The following is a 23,918-nucleotide window of genomic DNA, read 5'->3' as shown; positions in this document are numbered from 1 at the left end:
GTGTCGCCAAGGACCGGACCGTCACAGCCCGCCAGGCGCGATTGCGCGAGACGGGCCGTAATGGGAGGTTAGCGGGCCAATTCTTCGAACGGGGTGAACGCCACCTGCTGATTGCGTTGTCCGTTATCCAGCTGGGCCAGCAGGGTCTGGCTGATGGACTTGAAGCGGTCGAGCTCGTCGCCTTCCAGGGCGTCGCTTTCCGGCAGTTCCACGCGCATCGGGTTCTGGGGGCGGCTGTTCACGTGGATCTCGTAGTGAAGATGCGGCCCGGTACTGCGACCGGTATTGCCGGACAATGCGATGCGGTCGCCCCGCTCGACGGTCTGACCCGGGCGCACCAGCTGGCGGTCCAGATGCAGGTAGCGGGTGGAGTAGCCTTGACCGTGCTCGATCACGATGAAGCGACCGGCATACGGGTGGTTCTCGACGCGGGTTACGCGACCGTCGGCGGGTGCCTGGATCGGAGTTCCGATTGGCATGGCGAAGTCTGTCCCCTGGTGCGGGGCCACGCGCCCGGTCACCGGGTGACGACGGTTCGGGTTGAAGCTGGAGCTGATGCGATAGTTGCCGGAGAACGGGCGGCGATCGAATGGGGGCAGCAGGCTTTCGCCATCCGGGGTGTAGAAGCGCCCGTTGACGTTGCGCGCCGCACGGATCTCGATGCGCTCGCCTTCGTAGTCGAATGCCAGCAGACGCAGGTTGAGCGGGGTGTCGTCGCCTACCAGGGTTTCCTGCTCTACCAGCAGGGTGAACTGGTCGCCGGTACGGGCGTGGGTGCGCACCGGCAGGTAGCGGTCCAGCAGCACGGCCAGGGCGTTGGCCGAACGCGCGGAGATATCCGCGCGTTCGGTCAAGGCGTTGGCGATGTTGCCATCAATCTCGGCCGTAATGATCAGGTGGCTGACCTCGCGGCCGTTCTCGACTTCGCCGAGTTCGAACTCCCAGCCATCGGCCTCGCGGACCCACTCATGCCCGCTGGCCCGGTCGGTCCACAGGCGCAGGCGAGTCAGGTAGCCCTCGTCGTCGACCTGCCATTCGATCTCCTGGCCGGGGCGCACACGGTTCAGGATCGAGGCGTTGTCGTCGTCGTCCAGCAGGCGGTAGAGGGTCGCCAGCGGGAGTTCCCATTCGCGTTCCCAGAGGCCCGTCAGACGCTCACCTTTCTGCAGGGTGTGGGTGTACCAGTCGGTGTCCGTGGCTGCGGCGTCAGCGGCGACATCGGAGTCGCCGTCGAGATCGAAGGTCTCGTAGGAAGTGGGGGCCTCGGCGTCCGGGTCGATTGTGGCGTCGTCGTAATCCGGGGCGGGCTCGCCCGGCAGGTCGGAGGCAAAAGCCACGGTCTGGGCGCCACCCTCGAATGCGGCACTATGCGCCGTCCGTATCGACGCGCCGCCAGCCGGATGGTCCGCACGGGCGAGCGCGAGCTGGGATGCGGGGAGCGGATTGCCGGCGCCGATTTGCAGCGGTTGGGACGTCTCGGAGGGCTGGGAGGCAAGAAGCAGGCTGGTGCCCACCAGAATGGTGAGTCCGGCGGTCCCCGCCAGAAAGAAATGCAAAGTCTTTCTGTTGTTACCCATATGGCTGTTGCCCTGCAGAGTTTCCGCTTTATACCACGTTTTTTCGGGCAATAAACAGCGTCGGAAGGCGGTCTCCCGGAGTTTCGCGGCCTGCGCGTCTCAGGATCGAATCCCCACGCCCCGATTGAGCAGGACCAACGCAACCCCGTACATGACTGCAATGAACCCGGCAATGATGGCGAAGGACATGGCGATCGGGAAGTCACTATGGCCCAGGCTGCCGTAACGGAAGGCGTCGACCATGTAGAGGATCGGGTTCAGCATGGACACGCCCTGCCAGAACTCCGGCAACAGGCTGATCGAGTAGAACACCCCGCCCAGATAGGTCAGCGGCGTCAGGATGAAGGTCGGGACGATGGCGATGTCGTCGAAGGTACGCGCGAAGACACCGTTGATCAGCCCGGCGAGGGCAAACAGGATGGACGTCATCAGCACGATGATCAGCATTACGCCGGGGTTGTGGATGCTGAGCGGGCTGAAGAACAGCGAGACCAGCAGTACGGCCACGCCGACCGCCAGGCCCCGCGCCACGCCGCCAAAGACGAACCCGAGAATGATCACGCTGTTGGGGATGGGCGAGACCAGCAGTTCCTCGATGTGGCGCTGGAACTTGGAGCCGAAGAACGACGACACCACATTGGCATAGCTGTTGGTGATCACCGCCAGCATGATCAGGCCCGGGACGATGAAGTCCATGTAACGGTAGCCTTCCATCTCTCCGATGCGCTCGCCGATCAACCCCCCGAAGATGATGAAGTACAGCGCCGTGGTAATAACCGGGGGCAGGACCGTCTGCACCCAGATCCGGGCAAAGCGCAGCACTTCCTTGCTGACGATAGTCCGGAAGGCGGTCCAGTAATCGCGCAGATGGGAGTCGCTCATGCCTGATTCTCCGGCTGCTCGGTGGTCCCGCTGGCGCCGGGGGTCAGATGGCTGGGGCTCTGGCCGGGGCGGGTCATGCGGATGAAGAGTTCCTCCAGCCGATTGGCCTTGTTGCGCATGCTCTGGACGCGAATGCCGGCCTGGTCCAGCACCCGGAACAGGTCGTTCAGGTGCTGGCCGCTGCGGATATCGGCCTCCAGCGTCATCTCGTCCACCTGGCGCAGGGCAATCGGGGAATCCAGCGGGATGCCGGGTGGCGGCTCGCTGAGATCCAGCACCATGGTCTCGGTCTCGAGCTTGGCCAGCAGCTGCTTCATCGTGGTGTTCTCGATGATCGCACCATCATCGATGATCGCGATGTTGCGGCACAGCGTCTCCGCCTCTTCCAGGTAGTGCGTGGTCAGGATGATGCTGCGCCCGTCGGTATTGATGCGGGTCAGAAAGTCCCACATCGAACGCCGCAGCTCGATGTCGACCCCGGCGGTGGGTTCGTCGAGAATCAGCAGGCGCGGTTCGTGGACCAGGGCGCGGGCGATCATCAGGCGGCGCTTCATGCCGCCGGAGAGCGTGCGCGCCATGTCCTTGCGCTTTTCCCAGAGCCCCAGCTCCTTCAGGTAGTGCTCGCAGCGTTTCCAGGCCTCGCGCCGGGGGATGCCGTAGTAGCCGGCCTGATTGACCACGATCTCGCCAATCGGCTCGAAGTTGTTGAAGTTGAACTCCTGCGGGACCAGCCCGATGGAGCGCTTCACTGCCTGCAGGTCGGTATCCACGTCATGGCCGAAGACCTTGACCGTGCCGGCGGTCTTGTTGATCAGCGAGGTAATGATCCCGATGGTCGTCGACTTGCCGGCCCCGTTGGGCCCCAGCAGGGCGAAGAAGCTGCCCGGGGCCACCTCGAGGTCGATGCCCTTGAGGGCCTCGAATCCGTTCTTGTAGGTCTTCTTGAGCCCGCGAATCTCCAGCGCTGGCGTCATCGTCACATCCTGTAAGGCTAGGGGAACACGACCCCGAAGGGTCGACAAGGCAGGTATTATGAAGGCTTTGAATCGTTTTCGAGGAAAGCCGCGTGGATTCTGTTTTTGTTGCGTCGTCCGAAACCGCCGTTCCCCTGATCCCGGTCAGCCGCGAGTCGCTGCCGGTCCGCCTGGAGAGTGCGCCGGAGAGCTGGCGCAAATGGGTGGAAGCCTCCGGGTTCGAGGCGGAGCCGGGCGCAACCCTGCGCATCCCCGATGCCGAGGGCGGACTGGCGGCGGTGCTGGCCGGCTTCGATGCGGAAACTCCGATCTGGATGGTGGCCGCGGCGGCAGAGACCCTCGGGACGGGGGATTACCGTCTGGAAACCGACCCCCTGAACCCCGAGATCCAGAACCTGGCGGCCATTGGCTGGGGTCTTGGACGTTACCGCTTCGAGCGTTACCGCGAACCGGTGGCGCGGTCGCCGCGGCTGGTGTGGCCGGAAGACGCGGATCAGGCGCGGGTCCTCGCGTTTGTGGAGTCCATCGGGCTGACCCGCGACCTGATCAACACCCCGGCCGCCGACATGATGCCGGCCAATCTGGTGTTGAAGGCACGGGAGCTGGCCGAGGAATTCGGCAGCAGCCTGCATCTGGTCAGCGACAGCGACAAGCTGGAGCAGGATTTCCCCTGTATCCACGCCGTGGGGGCTGCCAGCGACCATGGGGCCCGGGTGATCGAACTGACCTGGGGGGCGCCCGACGCGCCGTCGCTGGTGCTGGTGGGCAAGGGCGTGTGCTTCGATTCCGGTGGCCTGAACCTGAAGCCCGGCAATTCCATGCGCCAGATGAAGAAGGACATGGGCGGGGCGGCGATCGTGCTGGGGCTGGCGCGCCTGATTATGGCGCAGGCACTCCCGGTGCGGCTGACGGTGCTGATCGGGGCCGTGGAGAACGCCATCGGGGCCGGGGCCTTCCGCCCGGGCGATGTGCTGACCGCACGCAACGGCAAGCGGATCGAGATCGACAACACGGACGCCGAGGGGCGCCTGGTGCTGGCCGATCTGCTGGATCGTGCGGGGTCGTTCCATCCGGACCTGCTGGTGGACTTTGCGACGCTCACCGGGGCGGCGCGCGTCGCCGTGGGGACCGAGATCAGCGCCTGCTTCACCCAGGACGAGGGCTGGGCGCGAGCACTGGTCGAGCCGGCGCGCGAATGGGATGACCCGGTCTGCCAACTGCCGCTGCACACGCCTTATCGGTACATGCTGGACAGTGACGTGGCGGACATCGTGAACAGCACCACCGGGGGCCACGCCGGGGCCATTACCGCCGGTCTGTTTCTCAAGGAGTTTGTCCCGGAGGGCACGACCTGGATGCATTTCGACATCATGGCCTTTAACGATCGCGCGCGCCCGGGGCGGCCCAAGGGCGGCGAGGCGATGGGCCTGCGGGCCCTGTTTGCGGCGCTCGAATCGCGCTATCGGAAGCCGGGGTAAGGGGGATACTCCCGCCCCTGACGCAGCGCGGCGCGGCGGCATCAGATCAGTTTCAGGTCGCTGCGGGCGCGAATGATCTTGCGCAGCGCGATCAGATAGGCGGCGGTGCGGTAGTCAAGCACCTCGCCATTGCTTTCCATCTCGCGGACCTCGTGCATCTCGCGGAAGGCCTCGCGCATGGCGTCGTCCAGGCCCGAGCGGACCAGGTCGATTTCCTCGGCCCCGCGCACCACGGCATCACGAATCCATTCGGGGACACTCTCGTTGGTCATCATCTCGATGGCACTGACGATGTGCTGGCCCTGGGCCTGGTCGTAGCGGCGCTCCAGGCGCCCGAAGCGCATGTGGGACAGATTCCGCACCCACTCGAAGTAGGACACGATGACGCCGCCGGCATTGACATACACGTCCGGCAGGATCGGGACGCCGCGTTCGCGCAGGGCCTGGTCGGCCTCCCAGGTGCAGGGACCGTTGGCGGCCTCGGCGATTAGCCGGGCCTGGATTTGGTCGACGTTGTCCCGATGGATGGCGCCTTCCAGGGCGGCCGGAATCAGGATGTCGCATTCGCGTTCCATGATGCGGTTGCCATCGCGCACGAACTCGACCCCCGCGAAACCCTCCATGGTGCCGCTGCGGCGCACGTAGTCGTGCAGGGCCTCGATATCGATCCCGTCCTCGGAATACACCCCGCCATCGCTCTTGATGACGCCGACAATCTTCGCGTGATCGTCCTCCTGCAGGAAGCGCGCGGCGTAATAGCCAACGTTGCCGAAGCCCTGGATGATGATGCGCTGGTCACCCAGGCCGCCCTCGAACCCGGCCTCGCGGGCCGCCGAGCCTTCGCGGAAAAAGGCCTGCAACGCGTACTGGACACCGCGACCGGTGGCCTCCAGGCGCCCGACCATGCCGCCCAGCTCGACCGGCTTGCCGGTCACCGAAGCGGCATGGTCGAGGTCCTCCGGGTGGCGATCGCGATAGGTCTCCATGATCCAGGCCATCTCGCGCTGGGACGTCCCCACATCCGGCGCGGGGACGTTCTGGGCCGGGCTGATGTAGTCGCGTTGAATCAGTTCGTGGGCAAACCGTCGGGTAATGCGCTCCATCTCCCATTCGTTGTACTTCTGCGGGTCGATGCGCAGGCCGCCCTTGGACCCTCCGAAGGGGATATCCACGATGGCGCATTTGTAGGTCATCAGGGCCGCCAGGGCCTCGGCGTGGTCCTGGTCCATGGTCGGGGAAAACCTCAGGCCGCCCTTGGCCGGCAAGCGATGGGCGGAATGCACCGCGCGCCAGCCCTTGAACACCTCGATGCGGTCGCGAAAGCGGATCGGAAAGCTCACCTGAATGACCGAGTCGCAGGTCTTGACGGCCTCCCGGGCCCCCTCGGGAAGATCGAGGTAGCCCATGGCCCGGTCGACCATGTGTGAGACACTATCGCGAAAGGTTTCAGGCACTTCGCTTTCCGACATGATGGCAATCCTTTCTGATTTTTGGCCGCCGCCTGCGCGGCATGGAGATTCTGTGAATGGGTAACGCGGGCCACGCTCCCGACCCGCGGTTTTCGGTTGCGCCGATGATGGACTGGACGGACACCTGGTGTCGCCGGTTCCATCGGCTGCTGACCCGACGGGCATTGTTGTACACCGAGATGGTGCATGCCAACGCGGTCATCCATGGGGATCGCGACCGGTTGCTGGGGTTCTCCCCGGTGGAACACCCGATCGCGCTGCAGCTGGGCGGCTCCGATCCGGCCACGCTGGCGCAGGCCGCCCGCATCGCGGCGGATCGCGGCTACGACGAGATCAACCTGAACGTGGGTTGCCCCTCCGACCGTGTGCAGTCGGGCGCGTTCGGGGCCTGCCTGATGGCACAACCGGGCCTGGTGGCCGAGTGCGTCGCAGCCATGCAGCAGTCCGTTGACGTCCCCGTCACCGTCAAGCACCGCATCGGCATTGACAACCAGGACTCGGAGGCCGACCTGCACGCCTTTGTCGAACGCGTGGCCACCGCCGGGTGCCGCCACTTTGTGGTGCACGCGCGCAAGGCCTGGCTCCAGGGGCTCAGTCCAAAGGACAATCGCGACGTTCCCCCGCTGGACTATCAACGCGTCTATCGGCTGAAGGCCGAGTTCCCCGACCTGACGATTGTCCTGAACGGCGGACTGGACGACGTCGGCGCCGCGCGCGCGCACCTGGAGCATGTGGACGGGGTCATGTTCGGTCGGCTGGCCTACCACCAGCCCTGGAGCCTGTCGGTGGTGGACCGCCTGTATTTCGAGGGCGCGGACGACCCGACGCGCGAAGAGGTCCTGGAGGGCATCCTGGGGATTGCGGAGGGGATGCGCCGTGATGGCGTGCCGCTGGCGCGTCTGACCCGGCATGTCCTGGGCCTGTTCCACGGCGAGGCGGGCGCACGCCAGTGGCGGCGCATCCTGACCGAGGGGGCCCATCACGCAGATGCCGGGCCGGAACTGATCGAGCGGGCCGCGCAGGCCTGTCTCCCCCGGGCGGCCTGAGCGCCCGGAGTCGTTCCAGCGTTGCTATTCGCCCGGGTCGTCCGGTGCCAGCCAGCCGGCCTCGAGCCCATCCTCGAGGATCTGCCGGATCATGGGGATTGCCTCCTCCCATTCCGCGATGCTGAGCGTCTCCGCGCTACAGAAGGCCTCGAGAACATCCGCCGCGACGGCTTGTGCGGGATAGTCGTTTCCGGCGATGCACAGAATCGGGCCATCGGGGCCCTGGAACCACGCACGCCGGACGCCGGGGTGGATCGCAAAGCGATCGGCCGGGCCGGCAGTGGCCGCCAGCCCCGGGTCCCCCGGGGCGAGCTCGACGTTGCCGGCGGGGCGGGTCAGGAAACGCCCCAGATAGGCGTCCAGGTCGTGATCCTCCGCCGCCAGCAGGGCACGCAGGGCCTCGCGCAGCTCCTCTCGATCCGCGGCGGGAAGCTCCGCCGCGTGCGCGGACGGGTGCCGACCCGGATCCTCGAAGCGCGCCTGGTCGCCGATCACGTTGGCGCGTTCCTCGAGAAACCCGGTCAGGACATCGAGGATGGTCGGGGCGCGAAACCCCACTGACCAGGTCATGCACTGGTCGTCCAGCGACAGTCCGTAATGCGGCAGGTTGGGGGGCAGGTAGAGCAGGTCGCCGGGACCCAGCTCCCAGGTCTCGGTGGGATCGAACGCCCGCAGGATGGCCAGTGGCAGATCATCATGGCAATCCAGCGATCCCGGAGGGTCCTGGATCTGCCAGCGGCGCCGGCCTGCGGCCTGGAACAGGAAGACGTCGTACTGATCCACATGCGGCCCGACGGAACCGCCGGGCGGGGCATAGGAGATCATCAGGTCGTCCCGGCGCCAGCGCGGGATGAAATCGAAATGGGCGAGGAAATCCGGGCCACCGGGCCAGAAGCGCTCCACGTCGGTGACCAGCAGGGTCCAGTCGCGTTGGGGAAGCTGGCCCAGCCGCTCGGCTTCGAAGGGGCCGTATTCAACATCCCAGTCCTGGCGGTCGACATGCCCGCTGACGATACGGCTGGCCGCGTCCGGATCGGTGGCCAGGCCGGCGAGGTCATCGGGCTCGATCGGATTCTCGAAACCCGCAATCGCGTCGCGCACCAGTAGCGGGCGCTGTTGCCAGTAGTCGCGCAGGAATTCGGCGGGCGTCAGGCCGCCGAGTAGCGCGAGCGGTTGGTTCGGGTCCGGGGCCGCCATGCCGCGCGCGGGATCAGAGTTCGCGCGCGAGTCGGTCGGCGATCCCGGTGTAGCTGCCTGGCGTCAGCTCGCGCAGGCGGGCACGGGCCTCTTCCGGGATGTCGAGGCCGTCGATGAACGCCGCCAGGCCCTCGGGGGTGATGCGCTGGCCCCGGGTCAGTTCCTTGAGCTTCTCGTAGGGCGACTCGATGCCGTAGCGGCGCATCACGGTCTGCACGGCCTCGCCGAGGACCTCCCAGTTCTGGTCCAGGTCCTCTGCCAGGCGTCCCGGCTCGATCTCCAGCTTGCCGAGGCCGCGGCCGAACGCCTTATAGGCGATCAGCGACCAGGCGAATGCCAGGCCGATGTTGCGCAGCACGGTGGAGTCGGTCAGGTCGCGCTGGAACCGCGAAACGGGCAGCTTGCTCGCCAGGTGGTCGAACAGGGCGTTGGCCAGACCCAGGTTGCCCTCGGCGTTCTCGAAGTCGATCGGGTTGACCTTGTGCGGCATGGTCGAGGAGCCGACTTCGCCGGCGACCACCTTCTGCTTGAAATAGCCCAGCGAGATGTAGCCCCAGATGTCGCGCGACGCATCCAGAAGGATCGTGTTCGCGCGCATGAACGCGTGGAACAACTCCGCCAGGAAGTCGTGGGGCTCGATCTGGGTCGTATGGGTGTTCGGTTCCAGGCCCAGACTCTCGATCATCCGGCGCGACAGGGACGGCCAGTCGACCTCGGGGTAGGCCACGGAATGGGCGTTGAAGTTGCCCACCGCGCCATTGATCTTGCCGAGGCAGGCCACCCCGGCGATCTCGGCGCGCTGCCGCTCCAGTCGCGCGACCACGTTGGCCAGTTCCTTGCCCATGGTGGTGGGGGAGGCGGGCTGGCCGTGGGTGCGCGCGAGCATGGGCTGTTCGGCGAAGCGGCCGGACAGTTCGCGCAGCGGTGCGAGCACGGCGTCCAGGGCCGGCAGCATCACCATGTCGCGCGCCTCGCGGACCATCACGCCATAGGCGAGGTTGTTGATGTCCTCGGAGGTGCAGGCAAAGTGGACAAACTCGATCTGGCTCTGCAGGTCGGAGCGATCCGCCATCTGCTCCTTGATGTAGTACTCGATCGCCTTCACGTCGTGGTTTGTGGTCGCCTCGATCTCCTTGACCCGGGCGCCCGCGGTCTCGTTGAAGCTGAAGGCGATCTCGTCGAGGAAGGCGCCGGCCGTATCGGTCAGCGCCGGGACCTCGGGGATCGCGGGCTCGGCGGCCAGGGCCTTGAGCCAGGCGATCTCCACCCGCACGCGGGCCTGCATCAGACCTTGTTCGGAGAAGTAGGGGGCCAGGTCGCGGGTATGCCGGGCATAGCGGCCATCGACGGGGCTGATCGCGGACAACGGGCTCAGGGACATGGGGATTCCGGGGTCGGGTTCGGGACAGGCGGCGCAGTATACTAAGGTGCTCAACTGCAATACAGCATCGCGCCACGCGCAAACCAGGAGGAAGGCATGTCGAAGCCCGCAATGCGTCAGGAACAGGACAGTCTCGGGACGGTGGAGGTCCCGGAGCAAGCCCTGTGGGGCGCCCAGACCCAGCGCGCTGTGGACAACTTCCACATCAGCGGGCGGCCGCTGCCGCAGGCCTTCATTCGCGCCCTGGCGCAGACCAAGGCGGCCTGCGCCGAGGCCAACCAGGCGCTCGACCAGCTCCCGGACGAGGTGGTCGGGGCGATCGTCGCGGCCGCCGAGACCATCGCCAGCGGCGAGCATGCCGATGCCTTCCCGGTGGATGTCTATCAGACCGGTTCCGGGACCAGCAGCAACATGAACATGAACGAGGTGATCGCAAGACTGGCCTCGAGTGATGCCTTGACGGTCCACCCGAACGATCACGTCAACCGTTCCCAAAGCTCCAATGACGTGATCCCCACCGCCCTGCATGTGGCTGCTTCCGTTCAGATGGAAAAGCAGCTGATGCCGGCCTTGCGTCATCTCATTGCGACCATCGCCCGGCGCGAGGGCGAACTGACCGCAATCGTGAAGACCGGACGCACCCATCTGATGGACGCGATGCCGGTGCGGATGAGTCAGGAGCTGTCCGGCTGGCGCCGGCAACTGGAACTGGACGTCGAACGCCTTCGCGACACGCGCGCGCGGGTCAACCGACTGGCGATCGGCGGCACGGCGGTGGGCACCGGCATCAATGCACCGGCCCAGTTCGGGGACCGGGTCACCCACCGCCTGGCGGAGCGCACCGGGATCGCCTTCGAGCGCGAACCCAACGGCTTTGCGGCACTGGCCAGCCAGGACACCGCGGTGGAGCTCTCCGGCCAGCTGCGCACCACGGCCACCAGCCTGATCAAGATCGCCAACGACCTGCGCTGGATGAATTCGGGCCCGCTGGCCGGACTGGGTGAGATCGCCCTGCCGGCCCTGCAACCGGGCAGTTCGATTATGCCGGGCAAGGTCAACCCGGTGATCCCCGAGGCGGTGATCATGGCCGCGCAGCAGGTCGTGGGCCTGGACGCCGCGGTCGCCGCCGCGGGACAGGGGGGCAATTTCCAGCTCAACGTCGGCCTGCCGCTGATCGCCGACAATCTGCTCAACCAGATGGGTCTGCTGGCGCGCGCGGCCGAACACCTTGCCGATCGGGCCATCGCCGGCTTTACGGTGAACGAGGACGTGTTGCGCGCGGCCCTGGACCGCAACCCGATCCTGGTGACGGCGCTGAACGCAGAGATCGGCTACGAGGCCGGTGCCCGGATTGCCAAGGAGGCGTACGCCAGTGGCCGGCCGATCGTTGATGTCGCGGCGGAACATACGGACATCCCGCGTGAACGCCTGCAGGCCTTGCTGAACCCGGCGACCCTGACCGAGCCCCAGACGGACTAGGCCGAGGCCGCCCGAGCCCATGGGTTCGGGGTGACGAACCGGGTCAGGCGGTCGCGGCTGGGAGCTGGACCCGGTCGCGGAGCAGGCCCCGCAGCGCGTCGAACGCCACCGGGTGCGAGAAATAGAATCCCTGGGCGGTGTGGCAATCCAGCTGTTGCAGGATCTCCGCCTGGCGTTCGGTCTCCACGCCCTCCGCAATCACGTCCAGCCCCAGGGTATGGGCCATCAGGATGATCGCGCGGACGATCTGCGAATGTTCCTCGCCCTGGTCAAGATCCTTCACGAAGGAGCGGTCGATCTTCAGGGTGTCGGCCGGTATCTGCTTGAGCTGCACGAGGGACGCATGACCGGTTCCGAAATCGTCGACCGCCAGGGACATGCCGGCGTGACGCAGTCGCTGGAAGACCCGCGCCGCCCCTTGGGGATCGTCCATGATCGCGGTCTCGGTGAGCTCCAGCTCGATACAGCGGGGCGGAATGCCAGTCTCGCGGATAATGCGGTGGAAGGTCCCTGCAAGATCCGGCTGGCGCAGTTGGCGCGCGGAGACATTGATGGCGATACGCGGCAGTTCGTCTTCGGCCAGTCGCAGGGACTGCAGGTCCCGACAGACCTGGCGCAACACCCATTCCCCAATCTCCTCGATCAGGGTCATGTCCTCCGCCAGTTCGATGAAATGGCTGGGGGGCAGCAGACCCAGCGTTGGGTGCTGCCAGCGAATCAACGCCTCCGCGCCGATGATTCGGCCGCTGTCCAGGTCGATCTTGGGCTGGTAATGCAGTCTTAGCTGATCATTGGCAATTGCCTGCCCCAGTTCGTTTTCCAGCTCAAAGTGGCGGAAGGTGCGGGCGTTGAGGTCCTGAGTGTAGAACCGGAACCCGTTGCGACCGCGCTGCTTGGCCTCGTACATCGCCGCATCGGCATTGCCAAGCAGGGTGTCCGCATCCTCGCCGTCATAGGGGTAGACGGCAATCCCGCAGGAGACACTGCTGACCACGGGCTGATCGAAGATCTGCCGCTCGGTCGCCGTTTTGCGCACGACGTCGGTGACCAGCCGGACAACGCCCTCCAGGCCATGGGTGTCCTCGACGAGGATGCCGAACTCGTCGCCGCCAAGACGAGACAGGGTGGTTCGCAGGTGACGTCCCGAGCGTTCCCGGGCATGGTCCAGCAGAGCGGACAGGTCCTGGGCGACCTTGCGGATCAGCTCGTCGCCGGCGCGGTGACCCAGCGAATCGTTGGTGCGCTTGAAGTTGTCCAGATCCAGCAGGATCAAGGCCACATGACCCGCCGCAGCACCCGCGTGGCGCTCCATCGCCTGCGACAGCCGGTCGCTGAACAGCATGCGGTTGGGCAGGTTGGTCAGCGAGTCGTGGGACATGTGGTGCAGCAGCTCGCGTGACTGGCGCTCGGTGATGCGCTGCAGTGCCTTCTGGCGCCGGTCCATCATCTGAAACAGGTCGGCACTCTCCAGGGCATAGGCCGTGTTGAACAGCACCATGGTCAGTGTCGACAGGATCATCTCGTAGCGTTGCAGCTCCGCCTGCCGGAAGCGGGCGACGAACATCCCGCGAATCCGGGTGCGCGTCGAGATCACGTGCAGCATCACACTCTCGCCCTCGACCGGGGAGGGCAGACAGACCGGATGGTTCTGGTGCAGCGCCCAGGAGAACTGGCCGTCCTGGATCAGTTGCTCGACAGTCTCCGACAGGTCCGGCGCCAGTTCCCCGGGGCGTTCCTGATAGTCCAGGTTGAACGAGCAGTCGTTGTCCAGGACGTACACGGCCATGTCCTGCGTCGGCAGCAGGCGCCGGATGGACTCGACGGTGTTCTGGATGATCAGTTCGGGACTGCGGTTACGGTCAGTGTCGCCGAAGATCGCCGTGGTCGAGGCGAGCACATCCATCGCATAGGCGTTGGCTTCCAGTGCTTCCTCGAGGAAGCGGATGCGCTCATGGAGGGCATTGACCTCCTCGGGCGTGCGGTACGATGGGCTCATGCAACAGCGTCCTTTGCTTGCATACAGGCTCAGTCGAGGAGGATCGTCTGCATCTGATCCAGATGCTTGCGGGCGTGGCCGATGATGTCCTCGTAGACCGCCATCTCCAGGCCAATGCGGTCGAAGATCTCCGGGGCAACCGGGGGCACGAAACGTTCCCCGGAGGATCCCAGGCGCAAGGAGTTGGCGATGCTGTCGGCGACGTGCACGATGGCCGTCTCCACGGGAAACGCGCGGGCCTCTTCCGGGGCATGGTGGTAGCGCGTGGCCTCCACCTGGGCCGGGGCCATCCCCCATTCCTCCAGCAGGGCGGACCCGATGGCGGCGTGGTCAAAACCCAGCAGCTCGCGTTCCGCCTCGTACAACAGGCACTGATCGCGCTCGCGGATGTTGATCAGCTCCTCGGTGCGGCTGCCCAGCCGGAGAAACAGCAGCAGCCGCCCGAGGTCGTGCATGATCCCGTAGAGGTAAAGGCGCTCGATGTTCGCTTCGCGCCGAAAGCGGGCGATCGAGCGGCTGAGCACGCCGACAGCAATGCTGTGGCGCCAGAACGATTCCATGTCGACGCCGATGACCGGCAGGCCGCGGAAGTGCTCGATCACGATGGTCGACAGCACGATCTGCCGCATCTGTTGCAGGCCGATGATGGAGACTGCCCGGTGCAGGGTATCGATCGGTTCGGGGAAACCGTACAGCGAAGAGTTGGCCATGCGCAGCGTCTTCGCCGCAATGGCCGGGTCCAGTTCCACCGCTTCGGTAATCCCGGCCACGTTCGCGGTCGGGTCGCTAAGGCGCGAGAAGATCGTGTTGTAACTCCCGGAAAAGCTGCACAACGAGTCATCCTGCTCGAGAAACTCGGCAACGGTCATCATGCGCTCCGGGCCTTGTGGCCGCGGCGCATGAGCTCGTCGAGCAGCTGGGTACGCGCGATGGAGTAGATGCCGTCCATGGGATAGCCGGTCAAGTCACAGTGACGGAAGCGCTCGGCCAGGATGGCATCGGCCTGCTCCTCCATCTCCGGCGTGGGCCGGGCATCCGCGGCCAGGTCCGGGACCGCGTCGTCCCGGGAATCGTTGGCTGCAGCATGTTCGTCCTCGACGATCTCGACAGTGCTGATGCCCCAGGACAGGAGCACGCGGATCTGCTTGTCCTGGAGCACCATGCCGGCGGGGATCAGGAGACGGCCGGAACGGTCATGCACGGCTGTTGCCAGCGTCTGACCGGACTGAATCACCTCCGTGGATACCCGCCGTCCCATGGCCAAACCTTATGCGGAAGCCGCGAGCTGGCGCAACACGTAGGGCAGGATGCCGCCGTGGCGGAAGTAATCCACCTCCTGCGGGGTATCCAGCCGCACACGCACAGCAAAGGTCTTGCGGTGGCCATCATCGGCCACGGCAGTGACCGTGGCCTCGCGCGACTCGCCGTTCTCCACGCCGGTAATGCTGTAGGTCTCGCGCCCGGTCAGTTCGTGGCTGGCCGCGTTCTCGCCGGGCAGGAACTGCAGCGGCAGTACGCCCATCCCCACCAGGTTGGAACGGTGGATACGCTCGAAGGTCTCGACGATGACCGCCTTGACGCCCAGCAGCAGGGTGCCCTTGGCGGCCCAGTCGCGCGAAGAGCCGGTCCCATATTCCTGTCCGGCGATAACGATCAGCGGGGTGTCCTCTGCCTGGTACTGCATCGCCGCGTCGTAGATCGACATCTGCTCGCCATCCGGCAGGTGCTGAGTCACGCCCCCCTGGGTCCCGGGCGCCAGCAGATTGCGCAGGCGCACGTTGGCGAAGGTCCCGCGCATCATCACTTCATGGTTCCCGCGACGAGAGCCATAGGAGTTGAAGTCGGCCGGCTTCACGCCCTGGGACTCCAGGTAGCGACCGGCCGGGCTGTCCTTGGCGATGGAGCCGGCCGGGGAGATGTGGTCGGTGGTGACCGAGTCGCCCAGCAGCGCGAGGACGCGCGCGCCCTGGACATCGGTCCAGGGCGTAGGCGTCATGCTCATGCCCTCGAAGTAGGGCGGGTTGCGCACGTAGGTGGAATCCTCCTGCCAGTCGAAGCGCTGACCCTGCGGGGCCTCCAGGTTGCGCCAGCGTTCCTCGCCGGAATAGAGGTCACCATAGGCGCTGGTAAAGCTGCTGGCGCCGACGTGGCTGGCGACCGCCTCGCGCACTTCTTGCGTGGTCGGCCAGATATCCTTCAGGTAGACCGGCTCGCCCTGTTCATTCTCCCCGATCGGGTCGCTGTACAGGTCGATGTTGCTGCGTCCGGCCAGGGCGTAGGCGACCACCAACGGCGGCGAGGCCAGGAAGTTCATCTGCACCTCGGAGTGGATCCGCCCTTCGAAGTTGCGGTTGCCAGAGAGCACCGAACTGACGATCAAGTCGTCCTTGATGATGGCCTCGGAGATGGGCTCCGGCAGCGGGCCGGAGTTCCCGATGCAGGTGGTGCAGCCATAGCCCACCACGTGGAAACCGAGAAACTCCAGATCGGTCAACAGCCCGGACTTCTCCAGGTAATCGGTTACCACGCGGGATCCGGGGGCCAGGGAGGTCTTGACCCAGGGCTTCACTTGCAGCCCGGCCTCGCGCGCCTTGCGCGCGACCAGGCCTGCGCCCAGCATCACCGACGGGTTGGAGGTGTTGGTGCAGGAGGTGATCGCCGCGATCACGATGTCGCCGTGATCCAGGGTGAAGGTCTCGCCGTCCATCTCGATGGCGGTGTGGTGGGGCTCCTCCGCCTGATGCTCCACGCCCACCGCGGTGTGCCCGCCCTCGGCCGCGAAGCGCTCGGCGTCGTCCGGCTCGTCGGCGCCGCTGGCGCGCTCCTTCAGCATGGTGTCGAGGTGACGGCTGATGGTCGCGCCGGCCTGGCTCAGCGGGATGCGGTCCTGTGGGCGCTTGGGCCCGGCCAGGCTCGGCTCCACGGTGGACAGATCCAGTTCGAACATGTCGCTGTAGCGGGCGATCGGGGCGTTGTCGTTGCGCCACAGGCCCTGGGCCTTCGCGTAGGCCTCGATGAACTCGATGTGCTGGGCGTCGCGCCCGGTCAGGCGGAGGTAGGTCAGGGTCTCGTCATCGATCGGGAAGATGCCGCAGGTGGCGCCATATTCCGGCGCCATGTTGGCGATGGTGGCGCGATCGGCCAGCGGCAGATCGGCCAGGCCGTCGCCGAAGAACTCGACGAACTTGCCGACCACGCCCTTCTTGCGCAACGTCTCGACGATCACCAGCACCAGGTCGGTCGCGGTCGCGCCCTCGGCCAGCTTGCCGGTCAGACGGAAGCCCACGACCTGCGGGATCAGCATGGAGATCGGCTGGCCGAGCATTGCGGCCTCGGCCTCGATGCCACCCACGCCCCAGCCGAGCACGCCCAAGCCGTTGATCATGGTGGTGTGGGAATCGGTCCCGACCAGGGTGTCGGGGTAGGCCATGCAGCCACCCTCGGCCTGCTCGTCCACGAACACCGTGCGCGCCAGGTACTCGAGGTTTACCTGGTGGACGATGCCGGTGTCCGGCGGCACCACCTTGAAGGTGTCGAACGCCTGCTGGCCCCACTTGAGGAAGCTGTAGCGCTCGCGGTTACGCGAGTATTCGAGCTCCGCGTTCAGGTTCATCGCGTTGGCGTTGCCGTGGGCGTCCACCTGCACGGAGTGGTCGATGACCAGCTCGGCCGGCTGCAGCGGGGTGATCTTTTTCGGATCGCCGCCCAGGGCCTCCATCGCATCGCGCATCGCGGCGAGGTCGACGACCGCCGGCACGCCGGTGAAGTCCTGCAGCAGCACGCGCGCCGGACGGAACGCGATCTCCTGGGTCGGTTCGGCCTTCGGATCCCAGTCCAGCAAGGCCTCGATGTCGGCGCGGCGCACCGTGCGCTCGTCCTCGAAGCGCAGCAGGTTTTCCAGCAGCACCTTCAGCGCAAACGGCAGGTCGGTCGCCCGGGCGTCGTCGGTGATCGGCACGTAGCGGCATTCGCGGCCGCCAGCGGTGAGGGTCCGGGTGTTCTTGGGGTCAGCGTGGCTCATGTGCGTCTTCCGCGTTCAGGTATTGAGTCGATTGAGGATGTCATGCGCTTCGCGAATCAGCCGCTTGCGGCCGAAAAGCAATTTCCAGCGCGATCCACCGGCCTGGCGCCAGAGGACCGCCGCGCGGATCCCGGCCAGCAGCAACGCACGGATGCGCGCGGCGGTGTCGGGATTGGAGAGGTTGTTCTGTTCGCCCTGCACGATGATGCGCGGGCCAAGCTCGGAGATGGTCTCCTTGTAGATCTCGGCCAGCCGGGCAATCACGCTTTCGTGGGTAATGTGGAAGTAGTCGATCTGGCGCTGGGCGCCCTGCAGGCCGTCGGTCAGCTTCTGCAGCATGTCGTCGCGCCTTTGCAGCTTGCGCTCGAGGAAGATCAGCCCGATGGCGTAGCGGGTGATCTCCATGTCCGGTGGCTTGCTGCCATTTTGCAGCTGGCTCTCGATACGCTCCAGGCCACTGCGCAGGCTGACCGCCTCGCGATAGACCGCTTCCGGGGTGTCCGCGTCGAAGGCGAACAGGCTCCCGACCAGGACCTCGAATTCGTAGTCGTCGCAGCTCCCGCGCCAGGCCAGATCCTTGACCAGGCTCGCGCACTGGAAGAGGGCGGCCAGCGCCAGGGTGCGGTTGTGATCGGAGCGGTCCAAACCAGTCGGTTCCTTGGGTGGGTCGGAGTCGGGTCGCCGGGCAGCGGCCACTATACCGGAAGTGGCCTGGCAGACTCACGGCGCATTCGTGGTTCGTGTGGCAATCACCGCCCCGCCCAGGCAGACATCGCCACGGTAGAAGGCGATGGACTGCCCCGGCGTCGCCGCGCGTTGGGGTGTGTCGAAGACCACGGTGGCGCCGGCCGTGTCCAGCGCCTGCACCCGGCATTCCTGCAAGGGCTGGCGATGGCGTAACCGGGCCTGCAGCGGCTCACCGGGGACCGGTACATCGTGGATCCAGTGCACCACCTCGGTCGTCAGTGACGGGCTCATCAATAGCGGGTGCTGCGGATCCTGGGCGACCACCAGGGTGTTGCTGTCCAGGTCCTTGTCGACGACATACCACGGGGCTTCGGCAAAGCCGTCGACCCCGCCGATCCCCAGGCCCTGGCGCTGACCGAGGGTGTAGAACATCAGACCCTGGTGGCGACCGACCACCTGGCCTTCCGGGGTGCGCATCGCTCCCTCGGGCGCTTTCAGGTACTGGGCGAGGAAGTCACGGAAGCGTCGCTCGCCAATGAAGCAGATCCCGGTGGAATCCTTGCGCGCATGGTTCGGCAGACCCAGTTCCCGGGCGCGTTCGCGGACCTGATGCTTGGGAATGTCTCCGAGCGGGAACAGGGCGGGGCGCAGTTGCTCCTGGGTCAGGGTATGCAGGAAGTAGGTCTGGTCCTTGTTGGCATCGGCCGCCTGGCACAGCTCACTGTAGTGCGCGTGATGGCGCACCCGGGCGTAGTGACCGGTGGCAATCCAGCGCGCCCCGAGATCCCGGGCATGATCGAGGAACGAGCGGAACTTGATCTCGCGGTTGCAGAGGATGTCGGGGTTCGGGGTGCGCCCGGCCTCGTACTCATGCAGGAATTGCGCGAAAACGCGCTGGCGGTAGTCCTCGGAAAAGTTCGCCTTGTGCAGCGGGATTTCCAGGCAGTCCGCCACCTCACGGGCCATGGCATAGTCGGCCTCGGCGGCGCAGTACTCGGCGTCGTCGTCATCTTCCCAGTTCTTCATGAACAGGCCTTCGACGCGATAGCCGGCCTCCAGCAGGCGGCTGGCCGCGACAGCGGAATCGACCCCACCGGACAATCCGACGATGACGCGCTCGCCGCGCATCATGCGCCCGGCGCCCGAACCAGATCGCCCACCGCCGCGAGCGGCAGCCGCAAGCCGTCCTGATACCGGCGGATGCTGCGCATCACCAGCAGACTGCGCAACGGCCAGTCACCCTCGGCCTGTTCGGGCGCCAGCCAGTGCAGGGCATGAATCGCCGGGTCGCGGGGGGCAGGGGATTGAACCGGTGTCACCGGGCCGCAGAAGGTCACGCGCAGGATCACGGCGCCGCTGGCCACTTGCAGCAAGTCGCAGCCGAGGGCCGCCTCGGGCACGAATTCCAGGCAGGTTTCCTCGCGGACCTCGCGGATCACGGCCCCGATCAGGTCCTCGCCGGCATCCAGGTGGCCTGCGGGCTGGTTCAGCACCCGGCGGCCGGCGTCGGTCTCCTCGACGAACAGGAAACGGCCCTCGCGCTCGATTACGGCGGCCACGGTGATATGACAGGGGAGGCGGTCGGTCATGCCACGGATGATAACGCAGGCTGCCGGTCGGGCTGCCATACGGGAACGCGCAATGGCGCACTGGTTCGGTCACCGGAAAACCCGGCCCGGCATGTATAATCAGGTCATACGTGATTAACGATTCATCTACGAGATCCGCACAAGGAGTTGGCATGGCCTATCAGCACATTCAGGTCCCGGAGAAGGGCGAACGCATCACCGTCGACGACCAGGGGAAGCTGCAGGTGCCGGATCATCCGGTGATCCCCTACATCGAAGGTGACGGGATCGGTGTGGACATCACCCCGGTGATGCGCCGGGTGACCGATGCGGCGGTGGAAAAGGCCTACGGCGGCAAGAAGGCCATCGAGTGGATGGAGGTTTACGCCGGCGAGAAGGCGACGCAGGTCTACGATGACGACTCCGGGCTGCCTGACGAGACCCTGGAGGCGGTGAAGGACTATCGCGTGTCGATCAAGGGTCCGCTGACCACCCCGGTGGGTGGCGGCTTCCGCTCCCTGAATGTGGCCCTGCGTCAGAAGCTGGATCTGTATGTCTGTCTGCGCCCGGTGCGCTATTACGACGGCACCCCGAGCCCGCTGAAGGAGCCGGAGAAGACCGACATGGTGATCTTTCGCGAGAACTCCGAGGACATCTACGCCGGGATCGAGTTCGAGTCGGGGACCCCGGAGGTCAAGAAGGTCATCGACTTCCTGCAGGACGAGATGGGTGTCACCCAGATCCGCTTCCCGGAGACCGCCGGGATCGGTGTGAAGCCGGTCTCCAGCGAAGGCACCAAGCGCCTGGTGCGCAAGGCCATCGAATACGCGATCGATAACGATCGCCCGTCGGTGACCCTGGTGCACAAGGGCAACATCATGAAATTCACCGAAGGTTCCTTCAAGGCCTGGGGCTACGAGCTGGCACGCGAGGAATTCGGCGCGAAGGATCTGGACGGCGGTCCGTGGCAGACCTTCAAGAACCCGAAGACCGGGCGTGACATCGTGATCAAGGATGTGATCGCCGACGCCTTCCTGCAGCAGATCCTGCTGCGCCCGGAGGACTACTCGGTGATCGCGACCCTGAACCTGAACGGCGACTACATCTCCGACGCCCTCGCGGCCCAGGTGGGTGGTATCGGCATCGCGCCGGGGGCGAACCTGTCCGACAGCACGGCGATGTTCGAGGCCACGCACGGCACGGCGCCCAAGTATGCCGGTCAGGACAAGGTGAACCCGGGGTCGCTGATCCTGTCTGCCGAGATGATGCTGCGGCACCTGGGCTGGTCGGAAGCGGCAGACCTGGTGGTCAAGGGCATGGGTGGAGCGATCAGTGCCGGCGAGGTCACCTACGACTTTGCGCGGCAGATGGATGGCGTCGAGCCGATCGACTGCTCGGCCTTCGGCGAGGCGATGATCAAGCACATGTGAGGGTCGGGTGGTCGGAGTGTCCGTAAGGGCACTTGGCCTGAACCCGGAACCAATCGAGGATGACGACTAACAAACGAGTAACCGCTGAAGGCGTAATTTCGACCGATGAGTAATGACAAGCCCCAATCCCCCGATCGAGACGACTCGGTAACGGTCGAAGAATCGAGGCCGGAGCTCAAGCCACCGCGACAGTACAAGGTGGTGTTGCTCAACGACGATTTCACGCCGATGGAGTTCGTGATCGAAGTACTGGAGACCTTCTTCAGCATGGATCGCGAGAAGGCCACCCGGGTCATGTTGCACGTGCATACGCGTGGCAAAGGCGTATGCGGCATCTTTACCCGGGATGTGGCCGAGACCAAGGTGGCGCAGGTGAACGACTATGCCCGCAGTCATCAGCACCCACTGCTTTGCTCGATGGAGGAGGTCTGACTCCCATGCTCGACAAGGAACTCGAATTCAGCCTGAACATGGTCTTCAAGGAGGCCCGCGAAAAGCGTCACGAGTTCGTGACGGTTGAGCATCTGCTGATGGCGCTGGCGCAAAACCCCAGCGCTGCCACGGTGCTGCGGGCCTGCGGGGGCGATCTCGATCGCATCCGCGACGAGCTTGCGGCCTATATTGACGAAAACACGCCGCGCATCCCGCCGAGCGATTCGCGCGAGACCCAGCCAACCCTGGGCTTCCAGCGAGTGCTGCAGCGGGCGGTATTCCATGTGCAATCCAGCGGGCGCAAGGAGGTCTCCGGCGCCAACGTGCTGGTGGCCCTGTTCGGAGAGCAGGACAGCCAGGCCCTGTACGTGCTGGGTCAGCAGAACATCTCGCGTCTGGACGTCGTGAATTTCATCTCCCACGGCATCTCCAAGGTCGGGGAAGACGAACTCGGGGCCCAGCCCAACCCGGGCGAGTCCCAGGCTGAGCCGGTGGAGGGTGAGCGCGAAGAAAAGACCAACGCGCTGCAGCTCTACGCCGCCAACCTGAACGACAAGGCGCGCAAGGACGAGATCGACCCGCTGATCGGGCGCGATCACGAGATCGAACGCACCATCCAGATCCTCTGCCGCCGCCGCAAGAACAACCCATTGCTGGTGGGCGAGGCCGGCGTGGGCAAGACCGCGATCGCCGAGGGTCTGGCGCGCCGCATCGTCGATGAACAGGTACCGGACGCGATCGCGTCTGCCACCGTCTATTCGCTGGATCTGGGCGCGCTGGTCGCCGGCACAAAGTACCGCGGTGACTTCGAGAAGCGTCTGAAAGGCGTGCTCGCCCAGCTCAAGAAAGAGCCGGGCGCGGTGCTGTTCATCGACGAAATCCATACCATCATCGGGGCCGGCGCGGCCTCCGGCGGGGTGATGGACGCCTCCAACCTGATCAAGCCGATGCTCGCCTCGGGCGAACTGAAGTGCATCGGGTCCACCACCTATCAGGAATATCGCGGCATCTTCGAGAAGGACCGGGCCCTGGCGCGGCGCTTCCAGAAGATCGAGGTGCCGGAGCCGACGGTGGACGAGACCGAGCAGATCCTGCGCGGCCTGAAGTCCCGCTTCGAGACGCACCACAACGTGCGCTTCACCAAGCCGGCCCTGCGTGCGGCGGCGGAACTGGCCGATCGCTACATCACCGACCGCTTCCTGCCGGACAAGGCCATCGACCTGATCGACGAGGCCGGGGCCAGCCGGCAGTTGCAGCCGGTCAGCCAGCGCAAGAAGACCATCGGCGTACAGGACATCGAGACGATCGTGGCCAAGATCGCGCGCATCCCGCCGAAGTCCGTCTCCAGTTCCGACAAGGAGACCCTGCGCCACCTCGATCGCAACCTGAAGATGACCGTCTTCGGACAGGACGAGGCCATCGGGACGTTATCCACCGCGATCAAGATGGCCCGCTCCGGGCTGGGCGACATGGACAAGCCGATCGGCTCGTTCCTGTTTGCCGGGCCGACCGGTGTCGGCAAGACCGAGGTCACGCGCCAACTGGCGCAGCAGATGGGCATCCATCTGGCCCGCTTCGACATGTCCGAGTATATGGAGCGGCATACCGTATCTCGCCTGATCGGGGCGCCGCCGGGCTATGTGGGCTACGAACAGGGAGGGTTGCTGACCGATGCCATCCTCAAGCATCCGCATTCGGTGCTGCTGCTGGACGAGATCGAGAAGGCCCACCCGGACGTGTTCAATGTGCTGCTTCAGGTGATGGATCACGGCACGCTGACCGATGCCAATGGGCGCGAGGTCGACTTCCGCAACGTGATCCTGGTGATGACCACCAACGCGGGGGCCGAGCAGGCCAGTCGTCCATCGATGGGCTTTACCAAACAGGATCATTCCAGCGATGCGATGGAAGCGATCAAGCGCACCTTCACGCCGGAGTTCCGCAACCGCCTGGATGCCACGATTCAGTTCGGGCCGCTGGACGAGGCCACTATCCTCAGCGTGGTCGACAAGTTCCTGATCCAGCTGCAAGCCCAGCTCGACGAGAAGAAGGTGCATATGACGGTCGAGCCGGAGGCGCGTGCCTGGCTGGCCGAGCACGGCTACGACGTCAAGATGGGCGCGCGCCCGATGGCGCGTACGTTGCAGGAGTACATCAAAAAGCCGCTGGCCGACGAGCTGCTGTTCGGGCGACTGGCCCACGGTGGCGAAGTGGTGGTCCGATTGGGCGAGGCCGGTCTGGAGCTGGACATCCAGGAAACCGCGGTGCCGTCCTGACGCAGCTCGCCGATCAACGCTACCG

Annotated in this window: 19 protein-coding genes; 6 read left to right on the top strand and 13 right to left on the bottom strand. The window is 65.6% G+C overall.

Annotated features, from left to right (window positions below; translation table 11 throughout):
* Positions 1-68 precede the first annotated feature (68 nt).
* From F622_RS0103105 to F622_RS0103095, 3 genes are all read right to left on the bottom strand, one after another.
* Positions 69-1,577: a peptidoglycan DD-metalloendopeptidase family protein gene (locus F622_RS0103105; RefSeq protein ID WP_038096064.1), complete on the bottom strand. Its 1,509-nt coding sequence runs from the start codon at positions 1,575-1,577 to the stop codon at positions 69-71.
* A gap of 99 nt (positions 1,578-1,676) precedes the next feature.
* The gene (locus F622_RS0103100) at positions 1,677-2,459 is read right to left on the bottom strand and encodes an ABC transporter permease (RefSeq protein WP_018169799.1); all 783 of its coding nucleotides are present in this window, start codon (positions 2,457-2,459) and stop codon (positions 1,677-1,679) included.
* Positions 2,456-3,433 (bottom strand): ABC transporter ATP-binding protein, encoded by a 978-nt coding sequence (locus F622_RS0103095; RefSeq protein WP_018169798.1) that lies wholly within the window; start codon positions 3,431-3,433, stop codon positions 2,456-2,458. Before F622_RS0103095 ends, F622_RS0103100 begins: the two co-directional genes overlap by 4 nt.
* Positions 3,434-3,525: 92 nt before the next feature.
* Between F622_RS0103095 and F622_RS0103090 the strand changes: the two genes are divergently transcribed.
* Positions 3,526-4,911 carry a M17 family metallopeptidase gene (locus F622_RS0103090; protein ID WP_018169797.1) on the top strand — a complete coding sequence of 462 codons (1,386 nt, stop codon included), beginning with the start codon at positions 3,526-3,528 and terminating at the stop codon, positions 4,909-4,911.
* Between the two features lie 41 nt (positions 4,912-4,952).
* Here F622_RS0103090 and F622_RS0103085 read toward each other — a convergent pair whose 3' ends face one another.
* Positions 4,953-6,380, bottom strand: coding sequence for a Glu/Leu/Phe/Val dehydrogenase (locus F622_RS0103085; protein WP_018169796.1), 1,428 nt, complete (start codon positions 6,378-6,380; stop codon positions 4,953-4,955).
* Between the two features lie 56 nt (positions 6,381-6,436).
* Here F622_RS0103085 and dusA point away from each other — a divergent pair, with 56 nt between their 5' ends.
* A complete protein-coding gene (dusA, locus tag F622_RS0103080) occupies positions 6,437-7,426 on the top strand; it encodes a tRNA dihydrouridine(20/20a) synthase DusA (RefSeq protein WP_018169795.1) in 990 nt (329 codons plus the stop codon).
* Between the two features lie 24 nt (positions 7,427-7,450).
* Here dusA and F622_RS0103075 read toward each other — a convergent pair whose 3' ends face one another.
* Both F622_RS0103075 and purB read right to left on the bottom strand, forming a co-directional pair.
* A complete protein-coding gene (locus F622_RS0103075) occupies positions 7,451-8,623 on the bottom strand; it encodes a cupin domain-containing protein (RefSeq protein WP_018169794.1) in 1,173 nt (390 codons plus the stop codon).
* A 13-nt stretch (positions 8,624-8,636) separates the two neighbouring features.
* Positions 8,637-10,004 (bottom strand): adenylosuccinate lyase, encoded by a 1,368-nt coding sequence (gene purB / locus F622_RS0103070; RefSeq protein ID WP_018169793.1) that lies wholly within the window; start codon positions 10,002-10,004, stop codon positions 8,637-8,639.
* A 96-nt stretch (positions 10,005-10,100) separates the two neighbouring features.
* Between purB and F622_RS0103065 the strand changes: the two genes are divergently transcribed.
* Positions 10,101-11,483 carry a lyase family protein gene (locus F622_RS0103065; RefSeq protein ID WP_019571293.1) on the top strand — a complete coding sequence of 461 codons (1,383 nt, stop codon included), beginning with the start codon at positions 10,101-10,103 and terminating at the stop codon, positions 11,481-11,483.
* Between the two features lie 43 nt (positions 11,484-11,526).
* Here the strand turns inward: F622_RS0103065 and F622_RS0103060 are convergent, their stop codons facing one another.
* From F622_RS0103060 to F622_RS0103030, 7 genes are all read right to left on the bottom strand, one after another.
* Positions 11,527-13,479: a bifunctional diguanylate cyclase/phosphodiesterase gene (locus F622_RS0103060; RefSeq protein ID WP_018169791.1), complete on the bottom strand. Its 1,953-nt coding sequence runs from the start codon at positions 13,477-13,479 to the stop codon at positions 11,527-11,529.
* A 29-nt stretch (positions 13,480-13,508) separates the two neighbouring features.
* Positions 13,509-14,348 (bottom strand): HDOD domain-containing protein, encoded by an 840-nt coding sequence (locus tag F622_RS0103055; RefSeq protein WP_018169790.1) that lies wholly within the window; start codon positions 14,346-14,348, stop codon positions 13,509-13,511.
* Complete coding sequence (locus F622_RS0103050; RefSeq protein WP_018169789.1) at positions 14,348-14,680, bottom strand: hypothetical protein; 333 nt, start codon at positions 14,678-14,680, stop codon at positions 14,348-14,350. The genes F622_RS0103055 and F622_RS0103050 overlap by 1 nt, the downstream gene beginning before the upstream one ends.
* A 66-nt stretch (positions 14,681-14,746) precedes the next feature.
* Positions 14,747-17,500 (bottom strand): aconitate hydratase AcnA, encoded by a 2,754-nt coding sequence (gene acnA, locus F622_RS0103045; RefSeq protein WP_018176790.1) that lies wholly within the window; start codon positions 17,498-17,500, stop codon positions 14,747-14,749.
* A gap of 15 nt (positions 17,501-17,515) precedes the next feature.
* Positions 17,516-18,145: a high frequency lysogenization protein HflD gene (gene hflD, locus F622_RS0103040; protein WP_018169787.1), complete on the bottom strand. Its 630-nt coding sequence runs from the start codon at positions 18,143-18,145 to the stop codon at positions 17,516-17,518.
* Between the two features lie 75 nt (positions 18,146-18,220).
* A complete protein-coding gene (gene mnmA / locus F622_RS0103035) occupies positions 18,221-19,318 on the bottom strand; it encodes a tRNA 2-thiouridine(34) synthase MnmA (protein ID WP_018169786.1) in 1,098 nt (365 codons plus the stop codon).
* Positions 19,315-19,776 (bottom strand): NUDIX domain-containing protein, encoded by a 462-nt coding sequence (locus F622_RS0103030; RefSeq protein WP_018169785.1) that lies wholly within the window; start codon positions 19,774-19,776, stop codon positions 19,315-19,317. The genes mnmA and F622_RS0103030 overlap by 4 nt, the downstream gene beginning before the upstream one ends.
* A 152-nt stretch (positions 19,777-19,928) precedes the next feature.
* Between F622_RS0103030 and icd the strand changes: the two genes are divergently transcribed.
* The 3 genes from icd to clpA all read left to right on the top strand — a co-directional run bounded on the left by icd (position 19,929) and on the right by clpA (position 23,893).
* Positions 19,929-21,185, top strand: a complete 1,257-nt coding sequence (icd, locus tag F622_RS0103025) for an NADP-dependent isocitrate dehydrogenase (RefSeq protein ID WP_018169784.1) — start codon at positions 19,929-19,931, stop codon at positions 21,183-21,185.
* A gap of 105 nt (positions 21,186-21,290) precedes the next feature.
* Positions 21,291-21,617 (top strand): ATP-dependent Clp protease adapter ClpS, encoded by a 327-nt coding sequence (clpS, locus tag F622_RS0103020; protein WP_018650138.1) that lies wholly within the window; start codon positions 21,291-21,293, stop codon positions 21,615-21,617.
* Between the two features lie 5 nt (positions 21,618-21,622).
* Entirely contained in the window at positions 21,623-23,893 is a 2,271-nt protein-coding gene (gene clpA / locus F622_RS0103015; RefSeq protein WP_018176792.1) for an ATP-dependent Clp protease ATP-binding subunit ClpA, read from the top strand.
* Positions 23,894-23,918: the final 25 nt, after the last annotated feature.

This window comes from Thioalkalivibrio sp. ALMg3 (genome assembly GCF_000381225.1).
GTDB classification, from domain to species: domain Bacteria; phylum Pseudomonadota; class Gammaproteobacteria; order Ectothiorhodospirales; family Ectothiorhodospiraceae; genus Thioalkalivibrio; species Thioalkalivibrio versutus.
This window is presented reverse-complemented; position numbering and strand designations above follow the sequence as displayed.

What these genes read in the sequence shown, in the direction of transcription:
- purB (WP_018169793.1), bottom strand. Translation starts at nt 10,004, where the DNA reads ATGTCCCTGAGCCCGTTGTCCGCGATCAGCCCCGTCGATGGCCGCTAT.
- clpS (WP_018650138.1), top strand. Translation starts at nt 21,291, where the DNA reads ATGAGTAATGACAAGCCCCAATCCCCCGATCGAGACGACTCGGTAACG.
- F622_RS0103055 (WP_018169790.1), bottom strand. Translation starts at nt 14,348, where the DNA reads ATGACCGTTGCCGAGTTTCTCGAGCAGGATGACTCGTTGTGCAGCTTT.
- F622_RS0103100 (WP_018169799.1), bottom strand. Translation starts at nt 2,459, where the DNA reads ATGAGCGACTCCCATCTGCGCGATTACTGGACCGCCTTCCGGACTATC.
- dusA (WP_018169795.1), top strand. Translation starts at nt 6,437, where the DNA reads ATGGGTAACGCGGGCCACGCTCCCGACCCGCGGTTTTCGGTTGCGCCG.
- F622_RS0103030 (WP_018169785.1), bottom strand. Translation starts at nt 19,776, where the DNA reads ATGACCGACCGCCTCCCCTGTCATATCACCGTGGCCGCCGTAATCGAG.
- F622_RS0103075 (WP_018169794.1), bottom strand. Translation starts at nt 8,623, where the DNA reads ATGGCGGCCCCGGACCCGAACCAACCGCTCGCGCTACTCGGCGGCCTG.
- F622_RS0103095 (WP_018169798.1), bottom strand. Translation starts at nt 3,433, where the DNA reads ATGACGCCAGCGCTGGAGATTCGCGGGCTCAAGAAGACCTACAAGAAC.
- mnmA (WP_018169786.1), bottom strand. Translation starts at nt 19,318, where the DNA reads ATGATGCGCGGCGAGCGCGTCATCGTCGGATTGTCCGGTGGGGTCGAT.
- F622_RS0103065 (WP_019571293.1), top strand. Translation starts at nt 10,101, where the DNA reads ATGTCGAAGCCCGCAATGCGTCAGGAACAGGACAGTCTCGGGACGGTG.
- icd (WP_018169784.1), top strand. Translation starts at nt 19,929, where the DNA reads ATGGCCTATCAGCACATTCAGGTCCCGGAGAAGGGCGAACGCATCACC.
- acnA (WP_018176790.1), bottom strand. Translation starts at nt 17,500, where the DNA reads ATGAGCCACGCTGACCCCAAGAACACCCGGACCCTCACCGCTGGCGGC.
- F622_RS0103085 (WP_018169796.1), bottom strand. Translation starts at nt 6,380, where the DNA reads ATGTCGGAAAGCGAAGTGCCTGAAACCTTTCGCGATAGTGTCTCACAC.
- clpA (WP_018176792.1), top strand. Translation starts at nt 21,623, where the DNA reads ATGCTCGACAAGGAACTCGAATTCAGCCTGAACATGGTCTTCAAGGAG.
- F622_RS0103105 (WP_038096064.1), bottom strand. Translation starts at nt 1,577, where the DNA reads ATGGGTAACAACAGAAAGACTTTGCATTTCTTTCTGGCGGGGACCGCC.
- F622_RS0103060 (WP_018169791.1), bottom strand. Translation starts at nt 13,479, where the DNA reads ATGAGCCCATCGTACCGCACGCCCGAGGAGGTCAATGCCCTCCATGAG.